Raw genomic sequence first — 21342 nt, 5'->3', positions numbered from 1 at the left:
GTCACCCCGTGACGGTCGCGGGAGCGTTGGCGCTCGCGACGAGCGCGACCTTGCCGTTCAACTTCTTGAGGTAGGCGAGCGGAATCACCCGGACCTGCCAGCCGATCGCCCCGGTACGCAGCACGTCATCCGTGCGCGAGAGCGTGAAGACGACCGCCGTCGCCTTGCGGTTCCCGACGAGGGCCGAGCCGAGCCGCGCGTTGATCTGCCCCTCGATGGCGAGCGCCAGGGCCGGATCGATGCGGCCGCTGCCGTCGGTCCGCACCAGCACGCCGCGGTTCAGGATCGGCTCGAGCTCGGTGCGAGCGACCGTGCAGGCGACATCGACGATCCGGCCGTACTGGAGGTAGAGGAAGTCGCTGCCCACCGGCGCGAACAGGCGCGGGTTGTTGACCCAGACGCCCGCCCTGCCCTCCCACGAGCGGAGGCTCAGGAACCGCTGGTCGTCGAGGCCCGGGTTGATCCGCTCGTCGTGCTCGTCCGGGTTGCCGTTGCCGTCCGCGATCGCCACGCCGGGCAGCGGCCCGTAGGCGAGCTCGGCGAGGTCGATCTCCTCAGAGACGGCGGCCGCGAGCGCCCCGACAGCGAGCGCCGGCGAGCGCCGGTAGCGCCGGCGCGAGATCGACGAGTCGATCTTCGCGCCGCCCGCGCAGAGCGCCACGCGGCGGCTCGCGGAGGCGCCGAACGCCGTGATCATCGCTGAGAGGTAGGTGGCCTCGCTCTCGCCTGGCGTGGGCTTCCGGGCGTGTGCCACGGCGCGCCGCTCGCGGCCGGCGGTGTGCATCGCCTCGAGGCCTGCGTCGAGAGTGGAGAGCTTCGTCGCGTCCAGGTCGCCGTACACCAGCAGCGACGTCCAGCGCGCCTGTGTCAGGCGCAGCGACGTGAGGGCAGCGCCGAGCTCCGCAGCGCTGAACCCTGGCGCCGTCGTCGGATAGCTCAGCTGGTCGTTCGCGATGATGGTGCCCGCCCCGAAATCGATCGCGCCTCCGCCGGGCACGGTGAGCTTCGTCGCGGTCCCAAGCGCGTACACCGGATCGGTCGATTTGAGGCCCGTCCGGCCGCCGTCGTACGACCGCCAGTAGGTGATTCCCGTGGTGCCGATCGTGCCTCCGGACTTGAACCGGATCACCACCTCGTACTCGTCGATCGGCTCCGCCGTGGCGTCGAGCGTCGGCTCGCTCGTCCCCGTGATGCCATCCGTCAACGTGCCGTATCCACCGGCCACGCTCGAATCTGTGAGGACCGGCAGGACGGTGAGCCCGAAGCGCTCGATTGCATACGCACATGCCTCGACGAGAGGCCCGCTCACGTACGTGTCAACGAGCGCCTGCGTCTGCGTAACCGGCGCCGACACGCCGAGCGGTCCGCTGGACGCGGTCGCCGCGACGGCAAGCACAGCGTCCTGCGGAGCTCGGATATCGAGCTGGTTGTCCAGGACTTCGATTTCGACACTCGGCGTCATCTCAACACCCTTGCTCCTCGCCGTTCGGCGTCACCAGGAACGTTTGCCCTTGCCCCTGAATCGGGGCCTCCCTCCTCGGGCGCGGCGTCGCCACGACGGGCTGTCGGCTCTCGAGCAGAAAGACGACCTCCTCGCCGAACCGGCGCTCCGTCGTCCCGAGGAGGCGCGGCGCGCTCGGGCGGTAGAAGCCTGCCGCATAGCTGTGGATCGCCTCGAGGACGAAGTCGTGCAGCTCAACGAGGGACTCCCAGTTGGCGACCTCGTCGTTCGGGGCCGCCGGGTCGTACGCCCAGACGTAGACGCGACCCACGAACATCCAGTCCCAGAGCGAGCGCGGGTTGCGCCCGGTCTTCACCGGGGGTTCGTAGCCGCCGATGGAGCCGCCCTCGTCGCCGGGGGCGAACACCACGCGGTTCGCGCGATTGGCCCCCTGGTTGATCTGCTTGCCGATCTCGCGCCGACCGAACACGACCTCGGCGGTCACCTGTGCGTTCGCAAGGTGGTCTCTTACGTGGCGGTAGAGGCCTGTGAAGCTCATTTGCTCCCGCCCTTCACCCGTTGCCGAAAGGGCGGCACGAACCCCAGGCGGATCGCGTTGCCCAGCTTGGCCGGCAGCGTGCCGCTAGGGATCACGCGCCGCGCCTCCTTGCCCTGTGCGCCGAAGTGGTGGAAGACCTCGGGCCCGCGGAGGAGAATCAGGATCACCGTCCCCACCGCCCGGACCGCGATGGCCTTCGCGGCGTTGGCCATGGCGCGGCCTCCGTCCTTCTTTCGCGGAGCCCACGCCGTGCCGTCCGGTGCCTGCCCCGCGCTCGCCGTGCGGTGCAGCTCCTCGCCGACCTTCTGCGCCGCGATGGGGGCGGCGAGCTCGGGCAGCCGCGCGAACTCCTGGACGGCCGAGATCATGCGCTCCAGCGCCGCGTAGTCACCGCCGGATGCCATAGCGACCTCCCCTCAGCGACAGCGCTTCGACCTGCCGGTATTGCCAGGAGTACGGATCGGGCTCGGCGTACGAGAGCGGGGTGCCTTTCGAGACCGCGGAGGCGCCGACGCCGTCGGTCACCAGGACGAGCTCGTAGCGGCCGGTCTCCGCGTCCGACGTCTCCTTGATGTCCTCGTCGGCCCAGTCGCGCTGGGCGGAGATGTACGCGTCCTGCTCGCTGCTCGGGTTGAACCCGCGGCGGAGATAGGCGTCCAGCGTGACGAACGCGGTCAGCCACGCGTAGACGATCTCGGGGGGCGCGTTCGTGGTCCTCGCCCGCAGCGGGACGACGTAGCGCTTCACGAGCCGAGAGTCGATACGGCTGCTGTGCTCCGCGAGCTTCGCAGCGAGGAAGCCCGTATAGCGCGTCTCCAGCTCGTCGATGTCCTCCCCGGGCATGATGCTCCGGGTGCGGAACTCTGGGACGGTGAGATACGACATCTGGACCCTCTGACCCCGAAGCCCCGCCAGGCAGTGCCGGGCGGGGCGGGGCGCGCCCGCGGACAGGCGCTCGACTCGTGTTCAGGCGGCGGATCAGGGCGGCGGCGTCCCCTCGAACCGGTAGAGCAGGAACGGGTCGCCGTACTCCCCCTTGCTCCTTCCCTCGTAGTTCCACTCGAACTGGTTGACTCGCGCGAGCTCGACGTCGGTCATGTCGGTGTACGTCGACAGGACGAACGGCTCTCTCTCCTGGAACACCATCGCTCCCCGCATCGGCGCCTCTTCTTCAGCGACGATCGGGACCGCGAGGTACCAGACGTGCGGCTCATCGCTGAATTCGGGCGCCACGATGGGCGGCACGAAGCTGTAGTCGGCCTGGTTGGCCAGGATGTTGTCCGCGCTCGCCCCGCCCGTGCTGTTGGTGGGGTCGGTGATCGTCTTCGCGCCGGTCAGCGTGCCCGCGATGAGCCGCTTCTGCGGAGCGACGATGAGCTGCGCGGCTTCGAGGTAGCGCGGCGTCACGCCGTCGGGCTGGCAGACGGACTCGATGTACGCGTAGGCCTCGGCCAGGTTGGCCGCCGTGAGGTCGAAGGCCTCCCCGGCCGCATTGAGCGTGAACAGGTTCGAGTAGGTGCCCGCGCCCGCGTTGAAGGGGTTGTACGGGTGGCTTTCGCTGAAGAACGGCTGCCCGTCGTAGCACCGCTTCGTCGTGCCGTTCTTGATGAGCTGGACGACCTGGCGCTGCGGGTGATACGCGCCGGCCTTGCCGATGTCGCTCGCCCACTGCGCGGCGAGCTCGTACTGGTTGTCCTTGATCTTCTGCTTGGACAGCTTGAGCGCTTCGCCCCAGTATTCGTTGGTGATCGAGAACTGCTGCGAGACGAGGTCGGCGTAGGTCCGGTTCGCGCCCTCCTGGCCCATGCTGTGGATGCGAGCCGTCGAGAGCTGCCACTCGTAGATCTCGGTGAGCGTGTTGCTCGGCTGCGTCGAGGCGATCTTCTGCCACCAGAGGCGCTTGAGCACCCTGGTCCAGGCGCTCTGCACCCGGTGCTGGAGCTCGGTCTCGAAGGACGTGATGAACTGCTGCGTGATCGCGCCCATGGCTCAGATCTCCATCCAGACGTAAGCGCCGAGGTCGCTGGACGCGGTCGTGACATCCAGCACCCTGTTGTTGGTGGCGACATGGCCAGTCGCGAGCGTCGTCAGCGTCTGGTCGTCGAGCCAGTAGACGGTGCTCCCGCAGTTGGCCCTGGAGACCGCGTTGGGTGCGGCGTCGTTGAGATAGCCGCGCATGAGGCGGCTTCGGCCCAGGTCGATCCCACCGAGGACCGCGCCGGCGGCGCCGCCCGTGTTGTCGTAGGTCTTCGGCGCGAAGCCGATAGGCTTGATCGTCGTGCTCGCGGTGATCGGCACGAGGTAGCCGCTCGAGTCGAACGCGACGGCCGCGCCCTGGTTGATCTTGGTGTTCGCCGCGAGGGGCACGCCCTCGAGGACGCGGGCCGAGCGGAGCCGCTCGCCGACAGGTCCCGTCGTCGCAGACATGTTACTTCCCCCCCGTGGCGCCGAGCGGCGTCGAGCCCTCGGGCACGTTGCCCACGTGCGACATGACGAGCTCGCCGCCGCGGGCGCGCGCGATCGCCGGCCGCGCGGCCCGGCTCCCGAAGGCCCTAAAGAGGCCCTCCTGCTGGTCCCGCGGCAGGCGCGCCCGGGCGGCCTCGCGGCTCATGCCCAGCTGCCCCCCGCCGCGCCCGGCGCCCTCCCCCTGGGTCGCCGTCCGCGCCGGCCCGCTGCTGCGCGCGAGCGGCTCCACCTGCCGCGCGAAGTCGTCGAACTCGGCGTCGGGGAGCTTCGCCGCGAGGTCGGCGATGTCCTTCGGCAGCCGCAGCTCCCGGAGGCGCTCCTCGCGGCTCCGCCGAGGTGCCTCGGTCCGCGCGCGGTAGGCCGCCATGAGTGCCTCCACGGCGACGCTGGAGGCCTTGCCCCCGCCGGCGCGCTGGTAGGGCTTGTTGCCCCCGTCCGCGTCGCCGGCGCCCTCTCCCTCGCCGCCCGCCGCGGCCGCGGCCATGGGCCCGCTGCCCTCCCCCTCGTCCGTCTTGGCGGGCGCCCCTGCCCCTTCGGCTGCCGCCCCGCCCGAGCCCTCGCAGGCGGCGAGGATCTCCGCCAGCAGGGCCTTCACCTGATCAGGTTCGATGCTCTCGCTGGAGAGCAGCGCCTTGATCGCCGCGATCAACGTCGGATCCATTCGAGACCTCCCGCTCGAGCGGGTGCGTCCCGCGGCGAGCTGCACGCCCGCGCGGCTCATCGCGCGCGCGAGAATCCTTCCCCGGCTGCTCTGGCCGAGCTCCACGAGCAGCGGCGAGAGCGTCCACACGGCCTGCTCCTCAGCGGCTCTCGACGCCGGCTCGTAGCCGCCGAGAGGCGCGAGCACGCAGTGGAGCAGCTCGTGGACGACCGTCTCCTCGACCTCGGCCAGCTCCGCCGCGTCGGTCGGCGTCCGCACGAGGATCTCGGCGGTCCGGTTGTCGACGAGCCGGTAGCACAAGCCCCACACGGGCGTGCCGTCCTCGCGCGTGAGGTCGTCGACGTATTGAATCGACACCTTCCAGTCGCGGAGCCCGAGCCTGGACTGCCACCATCGCAGGCGCTGTTCGAGGTCAGGCAGCAGCAAGGTCCGCCTCCACGTCGTTCGCGGCCTGCTCCGCCAGCGTGACAAGCGCACGCGCCGCGACGAGCGCGCCGCTGTCGCCGTAGTCCCTCCGCCATCGGGCGAGGATGCGCGCGGCGACGTCGTCCGGCTGCGCGTCGCCGTCGACGTCGCCGCGCACGGGCACACCGAAGTCGGACAGGAGCTCGCGCGTATCCAGCGGTATCCCGTCGGCTGCCATGACCTCGCGCAGTGCCTTGATGGCGCCGGCGGCCTTCGTGAGCGTCTCCGCGACGGCCGCCATGTCAGCCGGCGGGCGCGTGTCCCACTCCACGCGCGTGGGCGTGCTGAGATGCGAGCCGCCGAGGTAGCGCCACACGACGGGCTCGATCCCCTGCGTGCTGATGGTGTCGGCGAGCGCGATGCCGTCCGACTCGATGCGGTTGTAGAGCATCGTCTCGAACGTGTCGGAGTTGCTGAAGCCGACGCCGCCCGTCTGCGTCACGATCTGCCCGACGAACGCGATCATGAACTCGAGATTCGAGTGCTCGATGATCGCGTGGAACACTTCATGACCGCGCCCGTTGCTCTCGAGGAGCTTCACGTCGTATCCGCGCGTCATCCCAAACACCGTGTTCACGCCCCAACCCATCACGGACTGGAACCACGACTGGTGCTGGTCTTCGCTGGCGCCCTGCGGCGAAACGGCCACGCGCGCGGGGTGAGCGAGCTTGCCCGCGTAGTTCTCGCGGTAGTTGATCGCGTGTTCCTTGGCAATAAAGGCGCGACCGGCTGCGTACCAGATACCGTTCTTCCAGGGCTCGTTGACCCCGCCGGGACGATGCAACACCCAGCGCCCATTGCCAGGCTCGATGTCGAGGAGCCCCGCAGCCGACCGGTATTGCCAGCGGTCCTCGTCGTAGCGGTAGTAAAGCCACTGCGGGTCGAGGCGCCGGAGCTGCGGCAGATACATGCCGTCCTCCTGGACGAACTCGCCGACTCCGACTCCGCAGATCCCGCCGTCGGCGTCGAGCTGCGCGAGCTCGGCGGGAGGGAAGATGTGGTCGAAGACCCCGGGCTGCCCCTGCTCGCCGTCGAGCCAGCGCACGACCTCCGAGTGCCCGACGCAGCGCCGAGGCAAACGCACGAGACCGCCGAACCTCGTATCGACCAGCCCGCGGACGACGGCATCCCGGGTCAGGGCGCCGCGCAGGCGCCCGACCTCGATCAGGTTGCCGCCGTCCGCGAGCTGCGACGCGACCGCGAGGTCGGCCTGGTACCACTCGACGACGGTGCGGGAGAGCGGCGCCAGGTTGCGGGCCCGGCGGCGCTTGCGCCGCGGCGCCTCGGCGACGCTCGCCGGCGCCGGCGTCGTCGGCTCGAGGAGGATCTCGGCCGCCTGGCGCGCGGCCTGGCCGACGACCTGGCGGATGCGGGCACGGAGGCTCACCTGCGCCCTCCGCGGCCGCCGTACGGGTCGATCGCGCCGGCGTAGGGGCTGATCCCGGGAGCAGGCGCGGCGCGGCCGGCGTCACCCCGCAGCGAGGCGTAGGAGCGGACCTCCGCCTGCGTCGGCTCCTTCACCAGCGGCCCGTCCTCGCTCGTGAGCGTCCGGACCTCCCACACCGCGAGCTCGCAGGCGTTCCGGCGATCGGGCGACCTGCCGAGGATCTTCTTGAGCGCGTCGTTGCTGATGACGCGCTTTCGTCCGCCGCCGGCGTCGAAGGCCTTCGTGTGACCGATCTCGCCCTGCAGCTTCCCGTCAGTGGGAATCGCGCCGCCCGCCTTGAGCCAGGCCGCGAAGCCGCACGCGACCTCGTCGCGGAGCTGGAAGAATTCGCGAGGCCTCCTCGCGGTGTTGGTCCCGTTGACGCCGACGATTTCGATCTCGCCGGCGTACCGCTGGAGCGCCTTGCCGAGCCGCACGCCGGCCCCGTTCGAGTCGTAGACGACGAGCGGCGGGAGCTCGTGCGGGAGCCGATGAGCGCGCGCTGCGCTCATCACGTGCTCGGCGAGCTGCTCCTCGTCGCCGGCGTTCGCGATCGAGGTGACCTCGAGGATCTTCTGCCCTCGCCTCGGCGCGATCGCGGCGTCGTCGCCGGTGAACGCCACGTCCACCCCGATCTGGAGCCGCCCCTCGGCGCGCGCGCTCTCCCAGCGCTGCTCGGCCGCCTCGATCACGTCGACAGGGACGAGCTGCCCCTCCTCGTACTTCGGGTCCTCCCCGCGCACGCGCACGGCGTAGAGGACCGAGTCCTTGCCCCACTCCTCCGCGCGCTCGTTGCACCACTGCCGCGTTGCGAGGCCCGGGATCATCACGCGCCCGGTGCGAGCGTTCGGCGTGTCCTCCGAGCTGATCTGGAAGGTCTTGTAGAGCCTCTTCTTCGCCGGGTCGTGGCGGCTCGCGTAGAACTCCCCCGTCGTCCGCAGGGGATTGCCGATCATGAGCACCCGCACGCCGCCTGCGGCGTTGCCCTTCATCGCGTTGAAGACGCCGTCCGGGATGCCGGAGGCCTCGTCGTAGATGAAGAGCATGTTGGGACCGCTGAGGCCCCCGATGGCGTCGACGTCGCGCGCCGTGTACCCGAAGATCTCGCGGCCGTCCGGGTACCTGAGCCCGCGGTGAGGTTCGACAGACAGCCAGTCGGGATCGCCGAGCGGCGAGCAGAACGGGCACGGGTCGGGCGTCTTGCCCTCTCGCAGCTCGATGGCGCGGCAGTCCGGGCAGCGCCCGGAGCGCTTGTAGAACTTCGTGACCTCGCGCCAGATCACGACGCGGATGTGCTCGGCCTTCGGCGCGAGGAGCACCACGCGCGCTTCGTCGAACGAGCTCGCGAACCAGTGCGCCGCCCCGGCCGCGAGCGAGCTCTTGCCGATCTTGTGGCCGGACACGACGCTGACCCACGCGCCGGGTGGGACGAGCGCGTCGAGGACCTCGGCCTGCTTGTCCCACGGCTCGAAGTTGAGCTGCTCTTGGCAGAACTTGTTCGGGTCGCGCTGGTACTCGGGGCTCGGCCAGGTGCGGCGCACGCGCGCCGCGCGTCGCTGGACGACGCGCGTCTCCAGGTCGTCGAGCCAGGTTCCAGCGGCCGCGGAGCCCATCAGGCGGCGAGCTCCTTCGCGGCGGCTTCGGCCTTCCGCGCACGGAGGACCTCGAGGAGCCGCTCCGCAGCGCCGGCGAACCCGTCGACGGCCTCGAGCACGAGCTCGACGAAGGGCACGTAATCCGGGTGCTCGTGGAGCGGCGGGACCTTCGCCCCGTCGCCTCGGATCTTCGCCCGCAGCGTCTCCCACTGCCGCGCTTCGGCCTGGATCTCCCGCAACGCGGATGGCGTGATGGCCGGGTCGTTGGCCGCGTCGATCGCATTTCGCAGAGCCCGGTCAGCCATGAGCCCGACGCGCTCAAGCGAGCTCGCCGGCAAGGCATCGGGTCGCGGCTCCGTCTCGGACTCCGGTGGTTCTACATGGGGGCCTCTCGTGGGTGCGGTCGGCTTCGGGGCCGGCGCGCTCGCGCGCTGCGGCGCCCCCTGCACGTGGGATCGGTGCCGCTGGAGCGCGAGTCGCGAGACGCGGTGTCGTTCGGCGAGGGCGAGGATCGCCGCGTCCGGGTCTGCCGCTTCGGCGGCTGCCGCTTGCGCTGCGTCGATTGCCGCCCGCCGGTCGGCGGGGAGACGGCAGATCGTGCAGCGCTCGGTCGTCACCCAGCGAAGGTGAGCGATCTCGATATGCAGTGATGCATAATCGCTGGGCGCGGCCCTCGATTATGCAGGCGGTTGAGCGCCGAGCGCGCTGGACGCGGGACGCGCCCAGGCCTCGAACGGGATACCGTAGACGCGACGGCAGGCGTCGCGGTCCTCATAGCTGCGCGGGGCCGATTTCCCCGTCTCCCAGCGCGATACGGTGCCTTGGGTGACCCCGAGCTTCCGCGCCTTCTCGACCTGCGTCCCGGGGGCCCTCTGGAGCAGCACGCTCCCCTCGCTGCGCATCGATCGGATATGCAGTCGCGAGCTATGCAGCGCTGCATAAACTCCCGAGCTCGCCCGCGCCGTGCGCGAAAAAACGGCCACTCCGTCGCCCGGCGCCCCCTCTATTACTGTAGCAGCGGAATTCATAACGTCTCCGGGCGGGGTGGTGGCTCACCACTGGCACTTATGAGAATGTGAGTTCTCGAAAGCTCGAGTCGCGTCCGCCGGCGGCTCGCGCCGGAACGCGATGTGGCCGTGCTTGATGCGCGGCTCGGGCCGGTCGAAGTTGGGCTGATCGAGTCGCACGGTCACGGGCCACACGGAGATGTCAGCCTTGCCCATGGCCTCTCGGAAACGGCGCAACGAGGCGCGGACGGGCGCCGCGCTCGCGAGCCGAGCCGCGCTGCGCACGGCCTTCTCCGCCAGATGCGCGGCGCACATCAGGAGCACGTCACGCTCCATCGCCACGCCCGTTGTCGCGCCGTGGCTCGATCCCTCGGAGCTCCTCCTCGTCCACGCCCAGGCTGGCAGCGATCTTCTCGGCAGCGTCCTTCATGCCGAACCCCAGCTGCGCGAGCTCGACGTGCTGATCCCCGTAGGCGGCCAGGGCCTCCCCCTCGCGCCACGCCTCGCGGAGGGCGGCGATCACCGCGGAGCTCTCCAAGGTGACCGGCTGGCGCTCGAGCTCCTCCAGGTCGACGTCCACCTCGTCCTCGGCGAGGCCTCCGGCGGCGCGAAGCTGCCAGAGCGTCCGCACGCGGCGCAAGGCGATGGCCAACACGGCGGCTGCGAGGAGCGCTGCCACGTACAGCGCGACGAGCAGCCAGCTCGTGTCCGAGACCAGGACCGCGCCGATCGACGAGGCACCAGCGCTCCAGATGATCGCGGTGATCCTGCTCGCGGCCCGGTCGTACACTTCGTCCTTCGCGACGTCGTACTCGAGCTCCGTCATGTCGCCCTCGCTGCGGCCACGAGCTCGAGGAACGTCGACCAGGGGAAGCTCGGGCCCGGGTCCCAGTGGTCGCTCTTGCGGAACGCACGGCTCGCGTCGACGTGCCCCGTGATGCCCCTAGCGCCGCCGGCGAGGTCCTCCGGCGAGAGCTTGCAGATCGGGATCTGATGCCTGCGGCAGATGCCCGCGGTGAGCTCGGCCGCGCGCGCGAGGAGCCCGCCGGCGAGCCACTCCGAGACGCTCTGGCGCGCGGAGCCGCAGAGCTCGATCTGGATGCCGGTGCGGTTGGCGCCAGGCGCAGCCCAGGCCACGTCGTCCTCAGCGACGCACGCGATCACCTCGTCGTCGTCGACGACGTAGTGGGCGGAGGCCTGCGGCGCGGCGCCACCGCCGAACCACCGCGCGACGGCTCGCGCCGCACCACGGCCACGCGCGCCCTCGGTCGAGTGCAGCACCACCAGGTCGGCGATGGCGCGCGACGCAGCGGTGAAGTTCCGCGCCGGGATCCACGTCTGCGGCGGGGCCGGCGCGGCGGTCGGCGGCGCCGGCGGCGCGAACGGCTGGCCCGCCAGGAGCACGCCCGGCTGCCTCACGCCGAGGAGCGCGCCGTCCCACGAGACCAGCGGCGCGAGCAGCGGATCGCGAAGCACATCGGCCAGGTCCGCCTCACGGCCATCGAGACGGCACCGCCGGCGCGGGCACTGCCACGCCTGCGAGTAGTCCGTGTGGTCGAGGTTGTGGGCGAGGCTGAGGACCTGCCACGGGCGGCCGTCGGGCCGCATCCAGCCCCAGTTCGCCGCGCGCTGAGCCGTCGCCCCCGGGTGGAGCACCCAGTGCTTCCAGGCCCCCTGCGAGACGAGGCCTGCGCGCCCCGCGATCGCCGCGTCGATGTCGCGCGAGCGCGCGATCATGGTCGCTGTGGTCGCCATCGTCGCGTCGGGCGTCCGCGGCCCGACGTAAATGAGCACCGCGGCCTGCAGGTAGGCCAGATGGACGAGGCGCGGCGTCGGCAGCACGCAGCCCAGGAGATCGGCGATCTGCTGGGCCGTGCGCGCGGTCACGTTGACGCGCACCCCCTCGATCTTCAGCGCGTCCTCCGGCAGCTCGACCTCGAGGACGTGCGCGCGATCGGTCACCCGGATCGTCGCCCACCGGATGGGATCGTGACGGCCGAGCCGCACCTCCTCGAGGATCTCCGCCTCTCGTGCGGCGCCGACGGTGTCGGGCAGCCAGGAGAGCGGCGCGCTCATCGGGCCGCCTCGCGCGCCGCGCGCTCGGCGAGGTCCTCGTCGACGGCCTGGTCGACGACCCGCACCGCGGCGCGGAACGCCTCGCGCACCGTGCGCACGCAGGCGACCCGCTGCGCGCTCTCCGTGGTGAGCTCGACGCACGCGCGCTGTGCGCTCGGATACGAGACCACGATCGCCGCGCTGACGGCCTCCGCCGGAGGCACGTCGAGGGGCGTATCGGCCTCGGGCAGGCCCGCGCAGCCCGCGCAGACCAGCGCGAGCTCGGCGAGCACGAGCAGGCCCGAGATGGCCATCAGCGCCTCCAGGCCAGGTACACGAGCGCGCCGAAGCCGCCCAAGGTCAGCAGCACCGGCACGAGGGGCTCGATCACGGCGCATCACGAGCTCGGGTCCACCAGGTGAGCGAGCTGCCGGAGAACGCGGCCGCAGACGGCACGCACCCGCGAGGGCTTGGGCGCCAAGGCGCGCTCGATCTCGCGCTCGACCTCGTGCCGCGTGACGAGCGCCGCCTGGGTCACGATCGCCAGCACGAGCCCCTCCATCACCGTTCTGGCCTCCTGATGATAGTTGAGGTCGCTCCCATCCTCCCGCCGGATGTACTGCCCCTGCGCGTCTTGCTTCGAGTGCAACTCGGCCCATTTCGCGATGGGTTGATCAAGAATGGTGTTCTCCAGCATGCTCTACCTCTCTCCGGCGAATGCGCCGGCCTATTGCCAATTCACTCGCGCACGCGCGAGAGCCTCGCTCTCGATGCGGCGCACCTCATCGACGCTCACCCCGAGCACCGCGGCGACCTCGACGGCGCTCGCGCCCCCGCGGTCCGCGACGTCGAGCGCGCAGCTCGTCGGCAGGTCCGGCGCGGCGAGCTCGGGCCCGAGGTGGTGGACGCACCGGACGTGCGGGCACGGCCGCGGCCCGTCGATGCAGTCGCCGCGCGTGAGCGGCAGTCGCCGCCGCGCGCTCATTTCGTGATCAGCGCCAGCGAGCGATAGGAGATCGTCCGCTGGAACCGGAAGAGCTCCGCGCCGAGCTCCCGCTTCACCTTCTCGTTATCGAGCCTCACCTGAGAGACGCTGGTCAACGCGATTCGACCGTCGTAGTTCGTCTCTCCGGGGTGCTCGTCGAAGTAGGCCATGAGCACGGATTTCGCGGCCTCTTTGACTGCCTCTGCCCGCTTCTCCTGCAGCGTCGCTTCGACCCACGCGTCCGCTGCTTCCTGCACGCTACCGAACTTGATCTCCATGCGGTCCTCCGGCTCACTTGAGCCGCAACAACTCCGCCGCTCGGCGCTGCACGTCCTCGCCGCGGCGGTCGTACTTCTGGGTGGTGGTCACCTGCGCGTGGCCCGCCATCCGCTGCACCGTGATCGGGTCGGCTCCCCGATCGAGCAGCTGCGTGATGAACGTGCGGCGGACGTCGTGCGGGCTGAAGCGCTCGACGCCGGCGACCGCGGCGAGGCGCTGCAGGATGTCGAGCACGGCCTGGTCGGTGAGCCGGCGGGCCGCGATGCGATCGAGCCGGTCGATCGGCAGGAACAGCGCCGGGTGCGCGACGTGCGCGCGCGACGCGAGCCAGGCCTCGAGGGCGCCCGCGGCACCTCCGATGAAGGCCTTGCGCTCCTTGCCACCTTTGCCACGCACCTTCAGCGAGGCATCGCCCGCCACGTAGTCCTCGCAGTCGAGCCCGACGACCTCGGCGCGGCGAAGCCCGCAGCCGTACAGCAGCGAGACCAGCGCCGCGTTGCGCGCTCCCGCGCGCGTTCGGCGATCACACGCGCCGAGCAGCGCCACGAGCTCCGCGTGCTCGAGCGCCCTGCCCGCGGGCAGCCGCTCCCCGCGCGCGGCCTTCAGGTCGCACGCGGCCGCGCAGTCCTCGGCGCTCATCAGCCCCAGCCGCCGCGCTTCTCGCAGCACGCCGCGCAGGGCCGCGAGGATCTTGTTCACGGTGGCGGGCGCGTAGTGCTCGACGAGCCGCGCCCGGATCGCCTGCGTGTGCTGGTAGCGGAGCAGGTGCCAAGGGACCGCGTCCGCATCGACCGCTGGGCGCCCCCTTACCCCCAATGGGGTATTGAAGTCCCGGCTCGGGCAGCGCGCCGACGCGGGGGCGATCGCTTCCGCCACCACGTCGAGCGCGCTGCGCATCGAGCGACGTCCCTTCTCCGTCGAGAGCGACGCGAGGTAGACGAGGTGCGGGCGCTGGTCGAGGGGCAGCGCCAGGTCGCCGACGAGCTCGGCGCCGGCGTCGATGACGAGCTGCTCTCGGTCCTGCACGACGGCGACGATGCGCGCGACGCCGGGCGCTCGACGAGGTGCCGCGTGGTGCCACCGCGACGATTTAATTCGGCCCTTTCACAGGGACATTTGGGGCCCTGGTGCCGCCAGGGCCGGCAAGTCCGCGCTACGCCGCGTGTCCGATCCGCCGGCGCTGACCCGCGCAATACTGGCGCTCGGCGGCCTTCTCCAGGTGATAGGCTCGCGACGAGCGCTGCCCGCGCGCAAGCCAGTCGCGCAGCACGACCTCGTAGACGAACGGCCGATCGAACGCGTCGTACTGCACGTTCAGCGGGTCCACCCGCCGCCGCGACGCGCGGAGCACCTGCTTCCATTGCGAGGGCTCGAGGCCGCTGGCGACGCAGATCGCCTTCCAGCCCTCGATCTTGCGGAGCCGCACCTCGGAGGGGTCGTCCGTCGAGACCCGGCGCCAGAGAGGCGCTCCCATCGCGTCCGTCGCTGACGCCACCTCGACGACGGGGCCCTCCTGGAGGATGACCACCCGGATGCCCCCGGCGTCATCGGTCCACGCCACCCGCGGCGTCCAGGTAATCGCCGGAGCCGCCCCTGCTGCCATATCGACGATCGTACACAAATTCCGCGAGAAAATCAGGCACGGCGCGGCAATGCCATGACAGAAAAAGACCGCCGTGATGCGCCGGCCGGCGGGTATGCGGTTGTGGGCCAGAGCCGTTCAACGCGTCAGACGATGTCCCCTGGTCTCTGCGAACCGCTCACGGGCGCGATGGCGCTTCAGCGCGGCGGCAGCCGCCGACCGCGCCTCCCGGAGCCGGGCCCATGCCGTTTGTGCGGGAGCACCGGTCATCGCCGCTATCTCCTCGACGGAGCACCCTTCCGCGGCGGCCACGAGCACGAGCTGCTGCGCGGCGGCGAGCTCGCCGAGGGCCTCGACCTCCGCCCGGCGCTCGAGCCGGACGTCCGCGCTCGGCGCCGGCTCGACCAGATCGTCGGGGAGCAGCTCGACGCCGCGGCGCGCCGATCTGCGGCGGTGGTCTCTCGCCTGCCGCCGCGCGATCCCCCGGAGCCAGCAACGAAGCGCAGCCCCGGCTCTCAGCCCGGCGACGGGCGCGAACCGCCCGCTCTGGAGCACGCGCCACGCTCCGAGACAGACCTCCTGCGCGACATCCTCGATGTCATGCGCCGCGACACCAGATCGTTGGAGCGCTGCACGGATCACCGCGCGCTCCTTCCACACAGCTTGGAAGTCATCGTCCATGTCCCCCCCTCCACGGACGCGCCGTAATGCGTCGCTGTCAGCTATTCGCCGCACGCGCGACGTCGTTCGCGCGCTGCACAGCGGCCTCCCCCGCCCGGCAACGCTCGCAATCGCTGCACGAGCATTCGTTCTTGAGCCGCTTCAACCGCTCCGTGTAGACGTCGGCGACCGCGGTCTGCCACCCCCGACCGTTCTGGCTGCCCGCGATGCACGTCGCGACGGCCATGAACCCCACCCGATCGACCAGGAGCTTCGCAAGCCCATGGGCCAGCACGATCCGCCCCACGAGCTCCGGGTCGAGCCGCTTCGCAGCCTCTCGCCCCCCGAGCTCGCGATCCCCCTCAATGGCCTTGGACGCGAGCCCCGCGGCCGCCCAGGCCTGCTCCATCTTCTCCACGAAATCCCTGCACGCCGCTTCGGTTTCGCTCGTCATGGTCTCTCCTCGCCGCCTCCGCCTCAGGCGGCGGAGGCATCTGCGTTTGCGTCGTCGGCGCCGAGCTCCTGCAGCTCGTCTCGCGCGACCCCATCAAGCCGCTCCAGCATGCTCCGCAGCTCGGGCGGCGGCGGCACCTCTCCGCCCATTCGCCGCGCCGGCGGCGCTACAGAGAACCGCGGGCCCACCTGGTGCTCCTCGGGCCGCGTCTGCGCGAGGCGCCGCTCGCGGTCCATCCGCTCGTGCCACGGCGTCCTGAAGCGCTGCAGGTGCTTGTGGATCAGGTCGAGCCGGTGGCGGCCCGCCGAGTGCTCTTCCTCGCGCAGGAACCGTTTGATCCAGAACCGCACGAGCTCCACCCAGGGCTCGTCGGGCGACGCTCCATCGGGTTCCGGCGCCATCCGGCGCGCCTTCGCGGCGAGCCGCCCGGCCGTCGCACGGTCGGCACCATCAGGGTCCTCGCAGTAGGCGCCGTAGCGCCGCGACCAGGCCTCGGCGTAGACGTCCAGCACCAGCGCCGCCTCCGCCGGCGACGCCTCCGGCAGCTCGGCCGCGGCGGGCCCGGGCCGGCCGAGCGGCCCTGCCGTCACGCAGCCCACCAGAAAGGCCTTGAGCGCCCGCGGCGGGCGCTGGTCGACGGCCTGCTTGGCTTCCCCCTCGCGCAGCGCCCGGAGCGCCCGCTCGAGGGTCTGCTGGCCGCTGTCGACCATCTCGCCCAGCACCGTCGCGAACGCCGGCTCCGCCACGTCGCGCAGCCGGGGCCGGGCCTGGAGCTCGGCCAGGATGGCCGCCGCCGTCGGCGCGAGGGGTGGCGCGCTGGAGGCCGCGGCCGCCGTCGGCGCGAGGGGCGGCGCGACGCTGGCCTCCCCTTCCCCTCCCGGATCTTCACCCCCTCCCTCTCGCGCGTGTGCGCGCGCGCCCCCGCGTTGCGCTCTCGAGGATTCTTTTTCCTGATCTTGATCCTGATCTTGATCCTGATCCTGTTCTTGGTTGGCGGAACCGTTCGCGAACCGTTCCGGGAACGGCAGCGGCACGTCCGCGAACGTGCGTGCGAACGCGTCGCGGAAGCTCTCCGGGCAGGTCATGAGGTGCGCGATGATGGGCTCTAACCCAGCGATTTTTAATGCACATTCCGGTATCTCGTCCCAGTAGGCCCGGTACGAGAGCACCGTGTTGGGGTTCGGGGGAGCGTTGTGCTTGATGGCGTTCGGAAGGAACACGACCTGCGCGTCCCAGTCGGCGGTCGCCATGCGCGCTCTCTCCAGCTCCGCGAACGCGTCGTCGAACCGCTCGACCGACCATCGGAGCGCTTCCGCGAGCTGTGCGCGCCCGGCCGCGAACAGTCCGGGAAGGGTTGTCACGACCGGCCCGGTCAGCAGGTACAGCCAGAGGAGCTTGCCGTCGTCCTGCAGCCTCCGGAACTTCTCGTCGCCCCAGAGGCTGACCCAGACGATCCGGTACCGCCCCTTGTTGGTCCGGCGACGATCGGCTCCTCTGAGCCGGCGCCGCCGCCCACCCGAGCCGGAGCGGGCCTGGCGCCCGCCTGCACCGCCCGCGTCGAGCCCGTCACGCCTCTTGGCGCCCGCCCGCTCGCCGCCGCTGGAACCCCGCCCGCCGGGGCCGCGGCGCCCATCGTGCTGCGTGCTCGCCGTCTCTTCGCTCATCGATCCCTCTCCGTGCCCACGTGTACCCGCGCCAATGCCGCACCTCCGCCCTGCCCTCCGAGCAGAGCACCGCGAGCGCTGGACCCGCGCGACGCCACGGCAGCCCCGCGCGCTGCACGGCGAGGCTCTCCAGGACCCAGCCGCCGTCGGCAGGGAGCTCGGCCAGCATCCGCTCGACGTCGGAGAGCGGGCCCTCCGCGCGCCCTAACGCTGGCTCCGTGCCGTTAGGTGCGCGCCGGGCCCCGCTCGTCATGCCGCCGCGCCCTCGGAGCGTTGTGGATCGCGCTGAGCTCGCGCGAGCGGGGCGGCTGGAGTCGCCTCCCGGATCGCGGCGAGGACCGACGTGTGGTTGCGGCCGCAGAGTCGACCGATCTCGATGGAGGACATGTGGTAGCGCTCCGCCAGGATCGACCACAGGCGACGGCGAGCGGCGTGCAGCGCCCGGCCTCGCTGCTGGCCCAGCAGCTCGATTGCCTTGACCCCGTGGTCGCGGGCCACCGCCCTCACGAGCGGCATGAGCCCGCGCTGCCGCAGCTCCCGGACGAGCTGGTGTACGCCGCTCATGACGGGGCGCCTCCGCGCCGGTCAGCGCGCCGCCGCGTTGGCCACTCCAGCTCCACGACGGCGCAGAGCACCGCACGCTCGAAGAGCTCGGCAGCTTCTTCGCGCCGTAGCCCCCGCGCCCACGTCGCGAATGCCTCCGCAGCGTGCCTGACGAGCCGAGGGCTCGCCTCGATCACGTCGGCCCACCGGGTGATCACCTCCCCCTCAAAGGATCCCGCTGGAGCGCCGGCCGCGAGTCGCTGCAGGAGGTATCTGCCTGTCCCTGCCGGCTCGACGTCCTCGCGCCCACCGGGCTCGTGGAGCTCTTCTCCGCGGATGACGGCGTACCTAGTCGACATGGCCGGCCTCCTTGGAGAGGACACCCGCCTCGCGCCGGAGCCGCTCGAGCTCGCCGACGATGTACTTCAGCCGGACGCCCCGCGTGTCAGGCGACAGCTCCATCAGCGTGTGCGCCAGGTCCGCGAGCTGCTCGTCCTCCACGTCAAAGCCGAGCCGGTCCACCGCGAGCTTCGCAGCCACGATGCAGCGCAGCTGCAGGTCGCTGATCGCCCTGAGCTGCTCCCTGTCGACCTGGAGTCCGGCGAGCAGCTCGGCGACGAGCTGGCGCTCGCGCACCACGAGCCTCGAGCGCGGGCTCACGGGGCCTCCGCGCGCGCGCTGGCCTGGCGCGCCGCCATCGAGGACGCGCAGAGCGCGCCTCCGGCAGCTGGAGCCGGGGTGGGACGGGAACCTCTCGCAGACCGGGTTGTAAGTACCCGAGATGTTTCGTAGCCTGCGAGGGCTCTCTCCGCCGCTGCAAGGCGGCGGCCCCATTGAAGCCGCGCGACCAGCTCATCGCACGCCGCGTGCGTGCAGCTCTCCGCCGTTGCAAGGCGGCGGCCCCATTGAAACGGGCTCACGGTGCCTCCGCGCGCGCCTGTGCGCTGCCGGTGCTGCGTCCCTTCTGCGGGCGCGCGCCCGCGAACAGGCGGCGTTGCACCAGCTCGAGCTTGTGCTCGCGCTCGCGCACGACCTTGGCTGCGATCAGCGCACCGCACGCATGCGGCGTGCGGTGGGCGAACGGATGCTCGTCCGCCTCGAGCCCGGCGCGGAGGTCCTCACGGGTGAGCGACCGCTCCGCGAGCGCTTCGACGATGCGCTCTTGGAGGCTCCCGCAGACGGAGCACAGGGCCGGCGCGACCCAGCAGCATCCACCCTCGCAGGCCGCAGCCTCGGTGCAGCCGCACACCGCGCACGCCTCCTCGCTCGCCCCGGCCTGGCGCGCGTCGCGAGACGCGCTGGCGTTGGCCGGCGGGTTCGCCCCGGCCTGGCGCGCCTTGGCCTTGCCCTTGGCCGGGCGCTTCGGCCCCTCTTCGCGCGCATCCTGCGCGGCCGTCTCGCGGGCCTTCCGCAGCGCCGCGGCATGGATCCGCTTCATGTCGACGCCGTAGAACAGCGCCGCCATGTGGAGAGCGGACTCCTTTCGCGCGTAGGAAACGTCCCCCTGGGATCCGACCAGGATCTCGATCGCGAGCGCGCGCGCCTCGGGCTCCTTGGCGCCGGCGACGTGGCGCCGGACCGCCTTCTCCTCGCTCTCGTCGTCGCGCACCTCGATCTTCCGACGCTCGATCACGTCGCTCAGGTCCGTGTAGAGGACCTCGATCAGCACCGAGACCAGGAAGCGCCAGAACGCGAGCGTCGGCCTCATCTCGCCCGCCTTGTCGGCGATCGCGGTGATCGCCTTCTCGTAGGCGCTCTGCTCCGCAGCGCGCGCGATGCGCGCCTCCGCCGGCGAGCGACCCGCGTTCGGTGCGACACGCGGCTCCTCCTCGGCCTGCGGCAGTCGGCCCGCGACGTCGAGCGCCCGCACCGCCTCCGCGCGCGGGACGAGCTCGTGCACGCCGCCTGTCGGGTCGCGCACGAGCGTCGTCGGCACCGCCCTATCTCGCAGCGCCTCGCGCCACGTGGGCGGCCGCGGCGGCTCGTCGTCCGCTTCCAGGTCCTCGTCGCCGGCGCCGGCGGTCACAGGCGCGGGCGCGGGCGCGACCATGTAGCAGGGCTGGTCGAGCTCGACGAACTCCGCCGCCGTCTTCCCGGCCATGTGCCCGGCTGGGAACAGCCGCGCAGCCTCCTCGCCCTCTACGACCCGCACCCCGCGGGCGAGGCCGGCCGAAGCCACGCGTTGCCAGTGCGCCGCCTTCTTGGCCTCGAAGCACCCCCGGTCGGAGCAGCGGTCTTCCTCCTCGCCCGCCTCCGCGTAGAGCAGCATCTGGGCACCGCTCCGCTTCGGGCACCTCGAGCAGGGCCCGGCCTCGGGCACCAGGCGCGCGTCGTCCGGATCGAACTGCGCCGCGGCGAGCCGGAGCATGTACTCGCGCTCGACCATTCGCGTCACCTGCAGCGGGCTGAACTCCTCGCTGGCCAGGACGCGCGCGACGGCGGCGGCTCGGTCGTCGGGGTGCTGAATCCGCGCGAGCGCCTCCGCAGACCGGAGGGGCAGCGCGCCGCCCTCGAGGGCGCGCTGAGCGTCCTCGGGCAGGGTCAGCAGCTTGAGCCGTCGCAGCACCCGCGCCTCGGTCTTGTTCACGAGCCGCGCGATCTCGTGGGTCGCCCGCTGGAACCGCTGCTGCAGCAGCCGGTACGAGCGTGCCTCGTCCAGCGGCGAGACGTCCTCGCGCTGACCGTTCTCGATCTGTTGCAGTACGACGACGTCCTCGATGCTCAGATCGTCCCGCAGCTCCGCAGGCACGGTCGTGAGCCCCGCGAGCTTGGACGCGTTCCATCGTCGCTCGCCGAAGATGATCTCGTAGGTGCCTTCGGTCGTCGAGCTCCGGATCCAGAGCGGCTCGAGCACGCCGTGCTCGCGGATGCTCTCGACCAGCTCGGCGCCGTCGCGATTCCGTGTGCGGGGCTGCGTGGGAGAAGGGACGAGGCGCTCAACGGGCACCTCGAAGATGATGCGGTTCGACGGCTGCAGGGGTTCGCTGGCAGCGGTTGGCGTGCTACGGGTCATGGGCGCGGCCTTTCTTCCGAGGGGTGGCGTTGGGCTCGGCGGGTGTGAGCGCACCTCCGGGCCCGCTTTCGTTCGGCAACAGGGCCTCGGCCCGGCGCGACCCGCGCGCAGGGCTTGCCGGCTCACAGGCCTGCCGGCTCTCCTCCTGAAGCTCGGACACCGGCCGCAGCTCCTCGCCGCGGTCGACGTCTTTGAACCGGGCGCGCGCTTCTCCGAGGCGCGTCCAGATCTCGACGACCTCGACGACGTGGCCCGGCTGCGCACCGCTCGGCAACGGGCCCTGAGAGCCGAGCAGATCGCGCAGCACGAACTCGTTGGCCTTGGCCTCGCGCTCGAGGCTCTGGAGACGCGGCAGCTCGATCTCCCACAACCAGCTGGAGTTCGGCTCCGCCTTCTCGCGTGCCTGCATCGCCGCTACCTGCTGGGTGAAGAACGCGGCGCTGGCCTCGGCATCCTTGTGCAGCGCTCGCAAGACGGCGAGCGCCTG

At 71.5% G+C, this 21342-nt stretch carries 28 protein-coding genes; all 28 read right to left on the bottom strand.

Features of this window, described 5'->3' with window-relative positions:
* Position 1: 1 nt before the first annotated feature.
* On the bottom strand, positions 2–1462 hold the full coding sequence (locus WME90_RS01970; protein ID WP_437279345.1) for a DUF2586 family protein: 1461 nt from the start codon (positions 1460–1462) through the stop codon (positions 2–4).
* A gap of 1 nt (position 1463) precedes the next feature.
* Complete coding sequence (locus WME90_RS01965) at positions 1464–2000, bottom strand: hypothetical protein (RefSeq protein ID WP_437279344.1); 537 nt, start codon at positions 1998–2000, stop codon at positions 1464–1466.
* Positions 1997–2404, bottom strand: coding sequence for a hypothetical protein (locus WME90_RS01960; RefSeq protein WP_437279343.1), 408 nt, complete (start codon positions 2402–2404; stop codon positions 1997–1999). Before WME90_RS01960 ends, WME90_RS01965 begins: the two co-directional genes overlap by 4 nt.
* Complete coding sequence (locus tag WME90_RS01955) at positions 2388–2885, bottom strand: hypothetical protein (RefSeq protein ID WP_437279342.1); 498 nt, start codon at positions 2883–2885, stop codon at positions 2388–2390. Before WME90_RS01955 ends, WME90_RS01960 begins: the two co-directional genes overlap by 17 nt.
* Positions 2886–2978: 93 nt before the next feature.
* Positions 2979–3986 carry a Mu-like prophage major head subunit gpT family protein gene (locus WME90_RS01950; RefSeq protein WP_437279341.1) on the bottom strand — a complete coding sequence of 336 codons (1008 nt, stop codon included), beginning with the start codon at positions 3984–3986 and terminating at the stop codon, positions 2979–2981.
* A gap of 3 nt (positions 3987–3989) precedes the next feature.
* Positions 3990–4427 carry a hypothetical protein gene (locus tag WME90_RS01945; RefSeq protein WP_437279340.1) on the bottom strand — a complete coding sequence of 146 codons (438 nt, stop codon included), beginning with the start codon at positions 4425–4427 and terminating at the stop codon, positions 3990–3992.
* Position 4428: 1 nt separating this feature from the next.
* Positions 4429–5553 carry a hypothetical protein gene (locus WME90_RS01940; protein WP_437279339.1) on the bottom strand — a complete coding sequence of 375 codons (1125 nt, stop codon included), beginning with the start codon at positions 5551–5553 and terminating at the stop codon, positions 4429–4431.
* On the bottom strand, positions 5540–6979 hold the full coding sequence (locus WME90_RS01935) for a phage portal protein family protein (RefSeq protein ID WP_437279338.1): 1440 nt from the start codon (positions 6977–6979) through the stop codon (positions 5540–5542). The genes WME90_RS01940 and WME90_RS01935 overlap by 14 nt, the downstream gene beginning before the upstream one ends.
* Positions 6976–8631, bottom strand: coding sequence for a hypothetical protein (locus WME90_RS01930; RefSeq protein ID WP_437279337.1), 1656 nt, complete (start codon positions 8629–8631; stop codon positions 6976–6978). Before WME90_RS01930 ends, WME90_RS01935 begins: the two co-directional genes overlap by 4 nt.
* Entirely contained in the window at positions 8631–8918 is a 288-nt protein-coding gene (locus WME90_RS01925) for a hypothetical protein (RefSeq protein WP_437279336.1), read from the bottom strand. Before WME90_RS01925 ends, WME90_RS01930 begins: the two co-directional genes overlap by 1 nt.
* A 372-nt stretch (positions 8919–9290) precedes the next feature.
* Positions 9291–9515: a helix-turn-helix transcriptional regulator gene (locus tag WME90_RS01920; RefSeq protein ID WP_437279335.1), complete on the bottom strand. Its 225-nt coding sequence runs from the start codon at positions 9513–9515 to the stop codon at positions 9291–9293.
* 150 nt (positions 9516–9665) lie between these two features.
* Complete coding sequence (locus tag WME90_RS01915; protein ID WP_437279334.1) at positions 9666–9836, bottom strand: hypothetical protein; 171 nt, start codon at positions 9834–9836, stop codon at positions 9666–9668.
* Between the two features lie 109 nt (positions 9837–9945).
* The gene (locus tag WME90_RS01910) at positions 9946–10446 is read right to left on the bottom strand and encodes a hypothetical protein (RefSeq protein WP_437279333.1); all 501 of its coding nucleotides are present in this window, start codon (positions 10444–10446) and stop codon (positions 9946–9948) included.
* A complete protein-coding gene (locus WME90_RS01905; protein ID WP_437279332.1) occupies positions 10443–11696 on the bottom strand; it encodes an N-acetylmuramoyl-L-alanine amidase in 1254 nt (417 codons plus the stop codon). Before WME90_RS01905 ends, WME90_RS01910 begins: the two co-directional genes overlap by 4 nt.
* A complete protein-coding gene (locus WME90_RS01900; RefSeq protein ID WP_437279331.1) occupies positions 11693–11989 on the bottom strand; it encodes a hypothetical protein in 297 nt (98 codons plus the stop codon). Before WME90_RS01900 ends, WME90_RS01905 begins: the two co-directional genes overlap by 4 nt.
* A gap of 83 nt (positions 11990–12072) precedes the next feature.
* Positions 12073–12324 (bottom strand): hypothetical protein, encoded by a 252-nt coding sequence (locus tag WME90_RS01895; RefSeq protein ID WP_437279330.1) that lies wholly within the window; start codon positions 12322–12324, stop codon positions 12073–12075.
* A gap of 78 nt (positions 12325–12402) precedes the next feature.
* Positions 12403–12660 (bottom strand): hypothetical protein, encoded by a 258-nt coding sequence (locus WME90_RS01890; RefSeq protein WP_437279329.1) that lies wholly within the window; start codon positions 12658–12660, stop codon positions 12403–12405.
* Positions 12657–12938 (bottom strand): hypothetical protein, encoded by a 282-nt coding sequence (locus WME90_RS01885; RefSeq protein ID WP_437279328.1) that lies wholly within the window; start codon positions 12936–12938, stop codon positions 12657–12659. The genes WME90_RS01890 and WME90_RS01885 overlap by 4 nt, the downstream gene beginning before the upstream one ends.
* Before the next feature lie 13 nt (positions 12939–12951).
* Positions 12952–13965 (bottom strand): tyrosine-type recombinase/integrase, encoded by a 1014-nt coding sequence (locus WME90_RS01880; protein WP_437279327.1) that lies wholly within the window; start codon positions 13963–13965, stop codon positions 12952–12954.
* Between the two features lie 127 nt (positions 13966–14092).
* A complete protein-coding gene (locus WME90_RS01875) occupies positions 14093–14542 on the bottom strand; it encodes a hypothetical protein (protein WP_437279326.1) in 450 nt (149 codons plus the stop codon).
* Between the two features lie 117 nt (positions 14543–14659).
* Positions 14660–15202: an RNA polymerase sigma factor gene (locus WME90_RS01870; RefSeq protein WP_437279325.1), complete on the bottom strand. Its 543-nt coding sequence runs from the start codon at positions 15200–15202 to the stop codon at positions 14660–14662.
* Positions 15203–15239: 37 nt separating this feature from the next.
* Positions 15240–15635 (bottom strand): hypothetical protein, encoded by a 396-nt coding sequence (locus tag WME90_RS01865; RefSeq protein ID WP_437279324.1) that lies wholly within the window; start codon positions 15633–15635, stop codon positions 15240–15242.
* A 23-nt stretch (positions 15636–15658) separates the two neighbouring features.
* Positions 15659–17299, bottom strand: a complete 1641-nt coding sequence (locus tag WME90_RS01860; protein ID WP_437279323.1) for a hypothetical protein — start codon at positions 17297–17299, stop codon at positions 15659–15661.
* 249 nt (positions 17300–17548) lie between these two features.
* On the bottom strand, positions 17549–17863 hold the full coding sequence (locus tag WME90_RS01855; protein ID WP_437279322.1) for a helix-turn-helix domain-containing protein: 315 nt from the start codon (positions 17861–17863) through the stop codon (positions 17549–17551).
* A complete protein-coding gene (locus tag WME90_RS01850) occupies positions 17860–18201 on the bottom strand; it encodes a hypothetical protein (protein ID WP_437279321.1) in 342 nt (113 codons plus the stop codon). Before WME90_RS01850 ends, WME90_RS01855 begins: the two co-directional genes overlap by 4 nt.
* A complete protein-coding gene (locus WME90_RS01845; protein ID WP_437279320.1) occupies positions 18191–18502 on the bottom strand; it encodes a hypothetical protein in 312 nt (103 codons plus the stop codon). Before WME90_RS01845 ends, WME90_RS01850 begins: the two co-directional genes overlap by 11 nt.
* A 256-nt stretch (positions 18503–18758) precedes the next feature.
* Positions 18759–20855 (bottom strand): ParB/RepB/Spo0J family partition protein, encoded by a 2097-nt coding sequence (locus WME90_RS01840; protein ID WP_437279319.1) that lies wholly within the window; start codon positions 20853–20855, stop codon positions 18759–18761.
* A complete protein-coding gene (locus WME90_RS01835; RefSeq protein WP_437279318.1) occupies positions 20845–21327 on the bottom strand; it encodes a hypothetical protein in 483 nt (160 codons plus the stop codon). The genes WME90_RS01840 and WME90_RS01835 overlap by 11 nt, the downstream gene beginning before the upstream one ends.
* Positions 21328–21342: the final 15 nt, after the last annotated feature.

The sequence above is a fragment of the Sorangium sp. So ce375 genome (assembly GCF_051473855.1).
In the GTDB taxonomy this organism is placed as follows: domain Bacteria; phylum Myxococcota_A; class Polyangia; order Polyangiales; family Polyangiaceae; genus Sorangium.
Note: the sequence above shows the minus strand (reverse complement) of the source record. Positions and strands in the feature narration are given on the sequence as shown.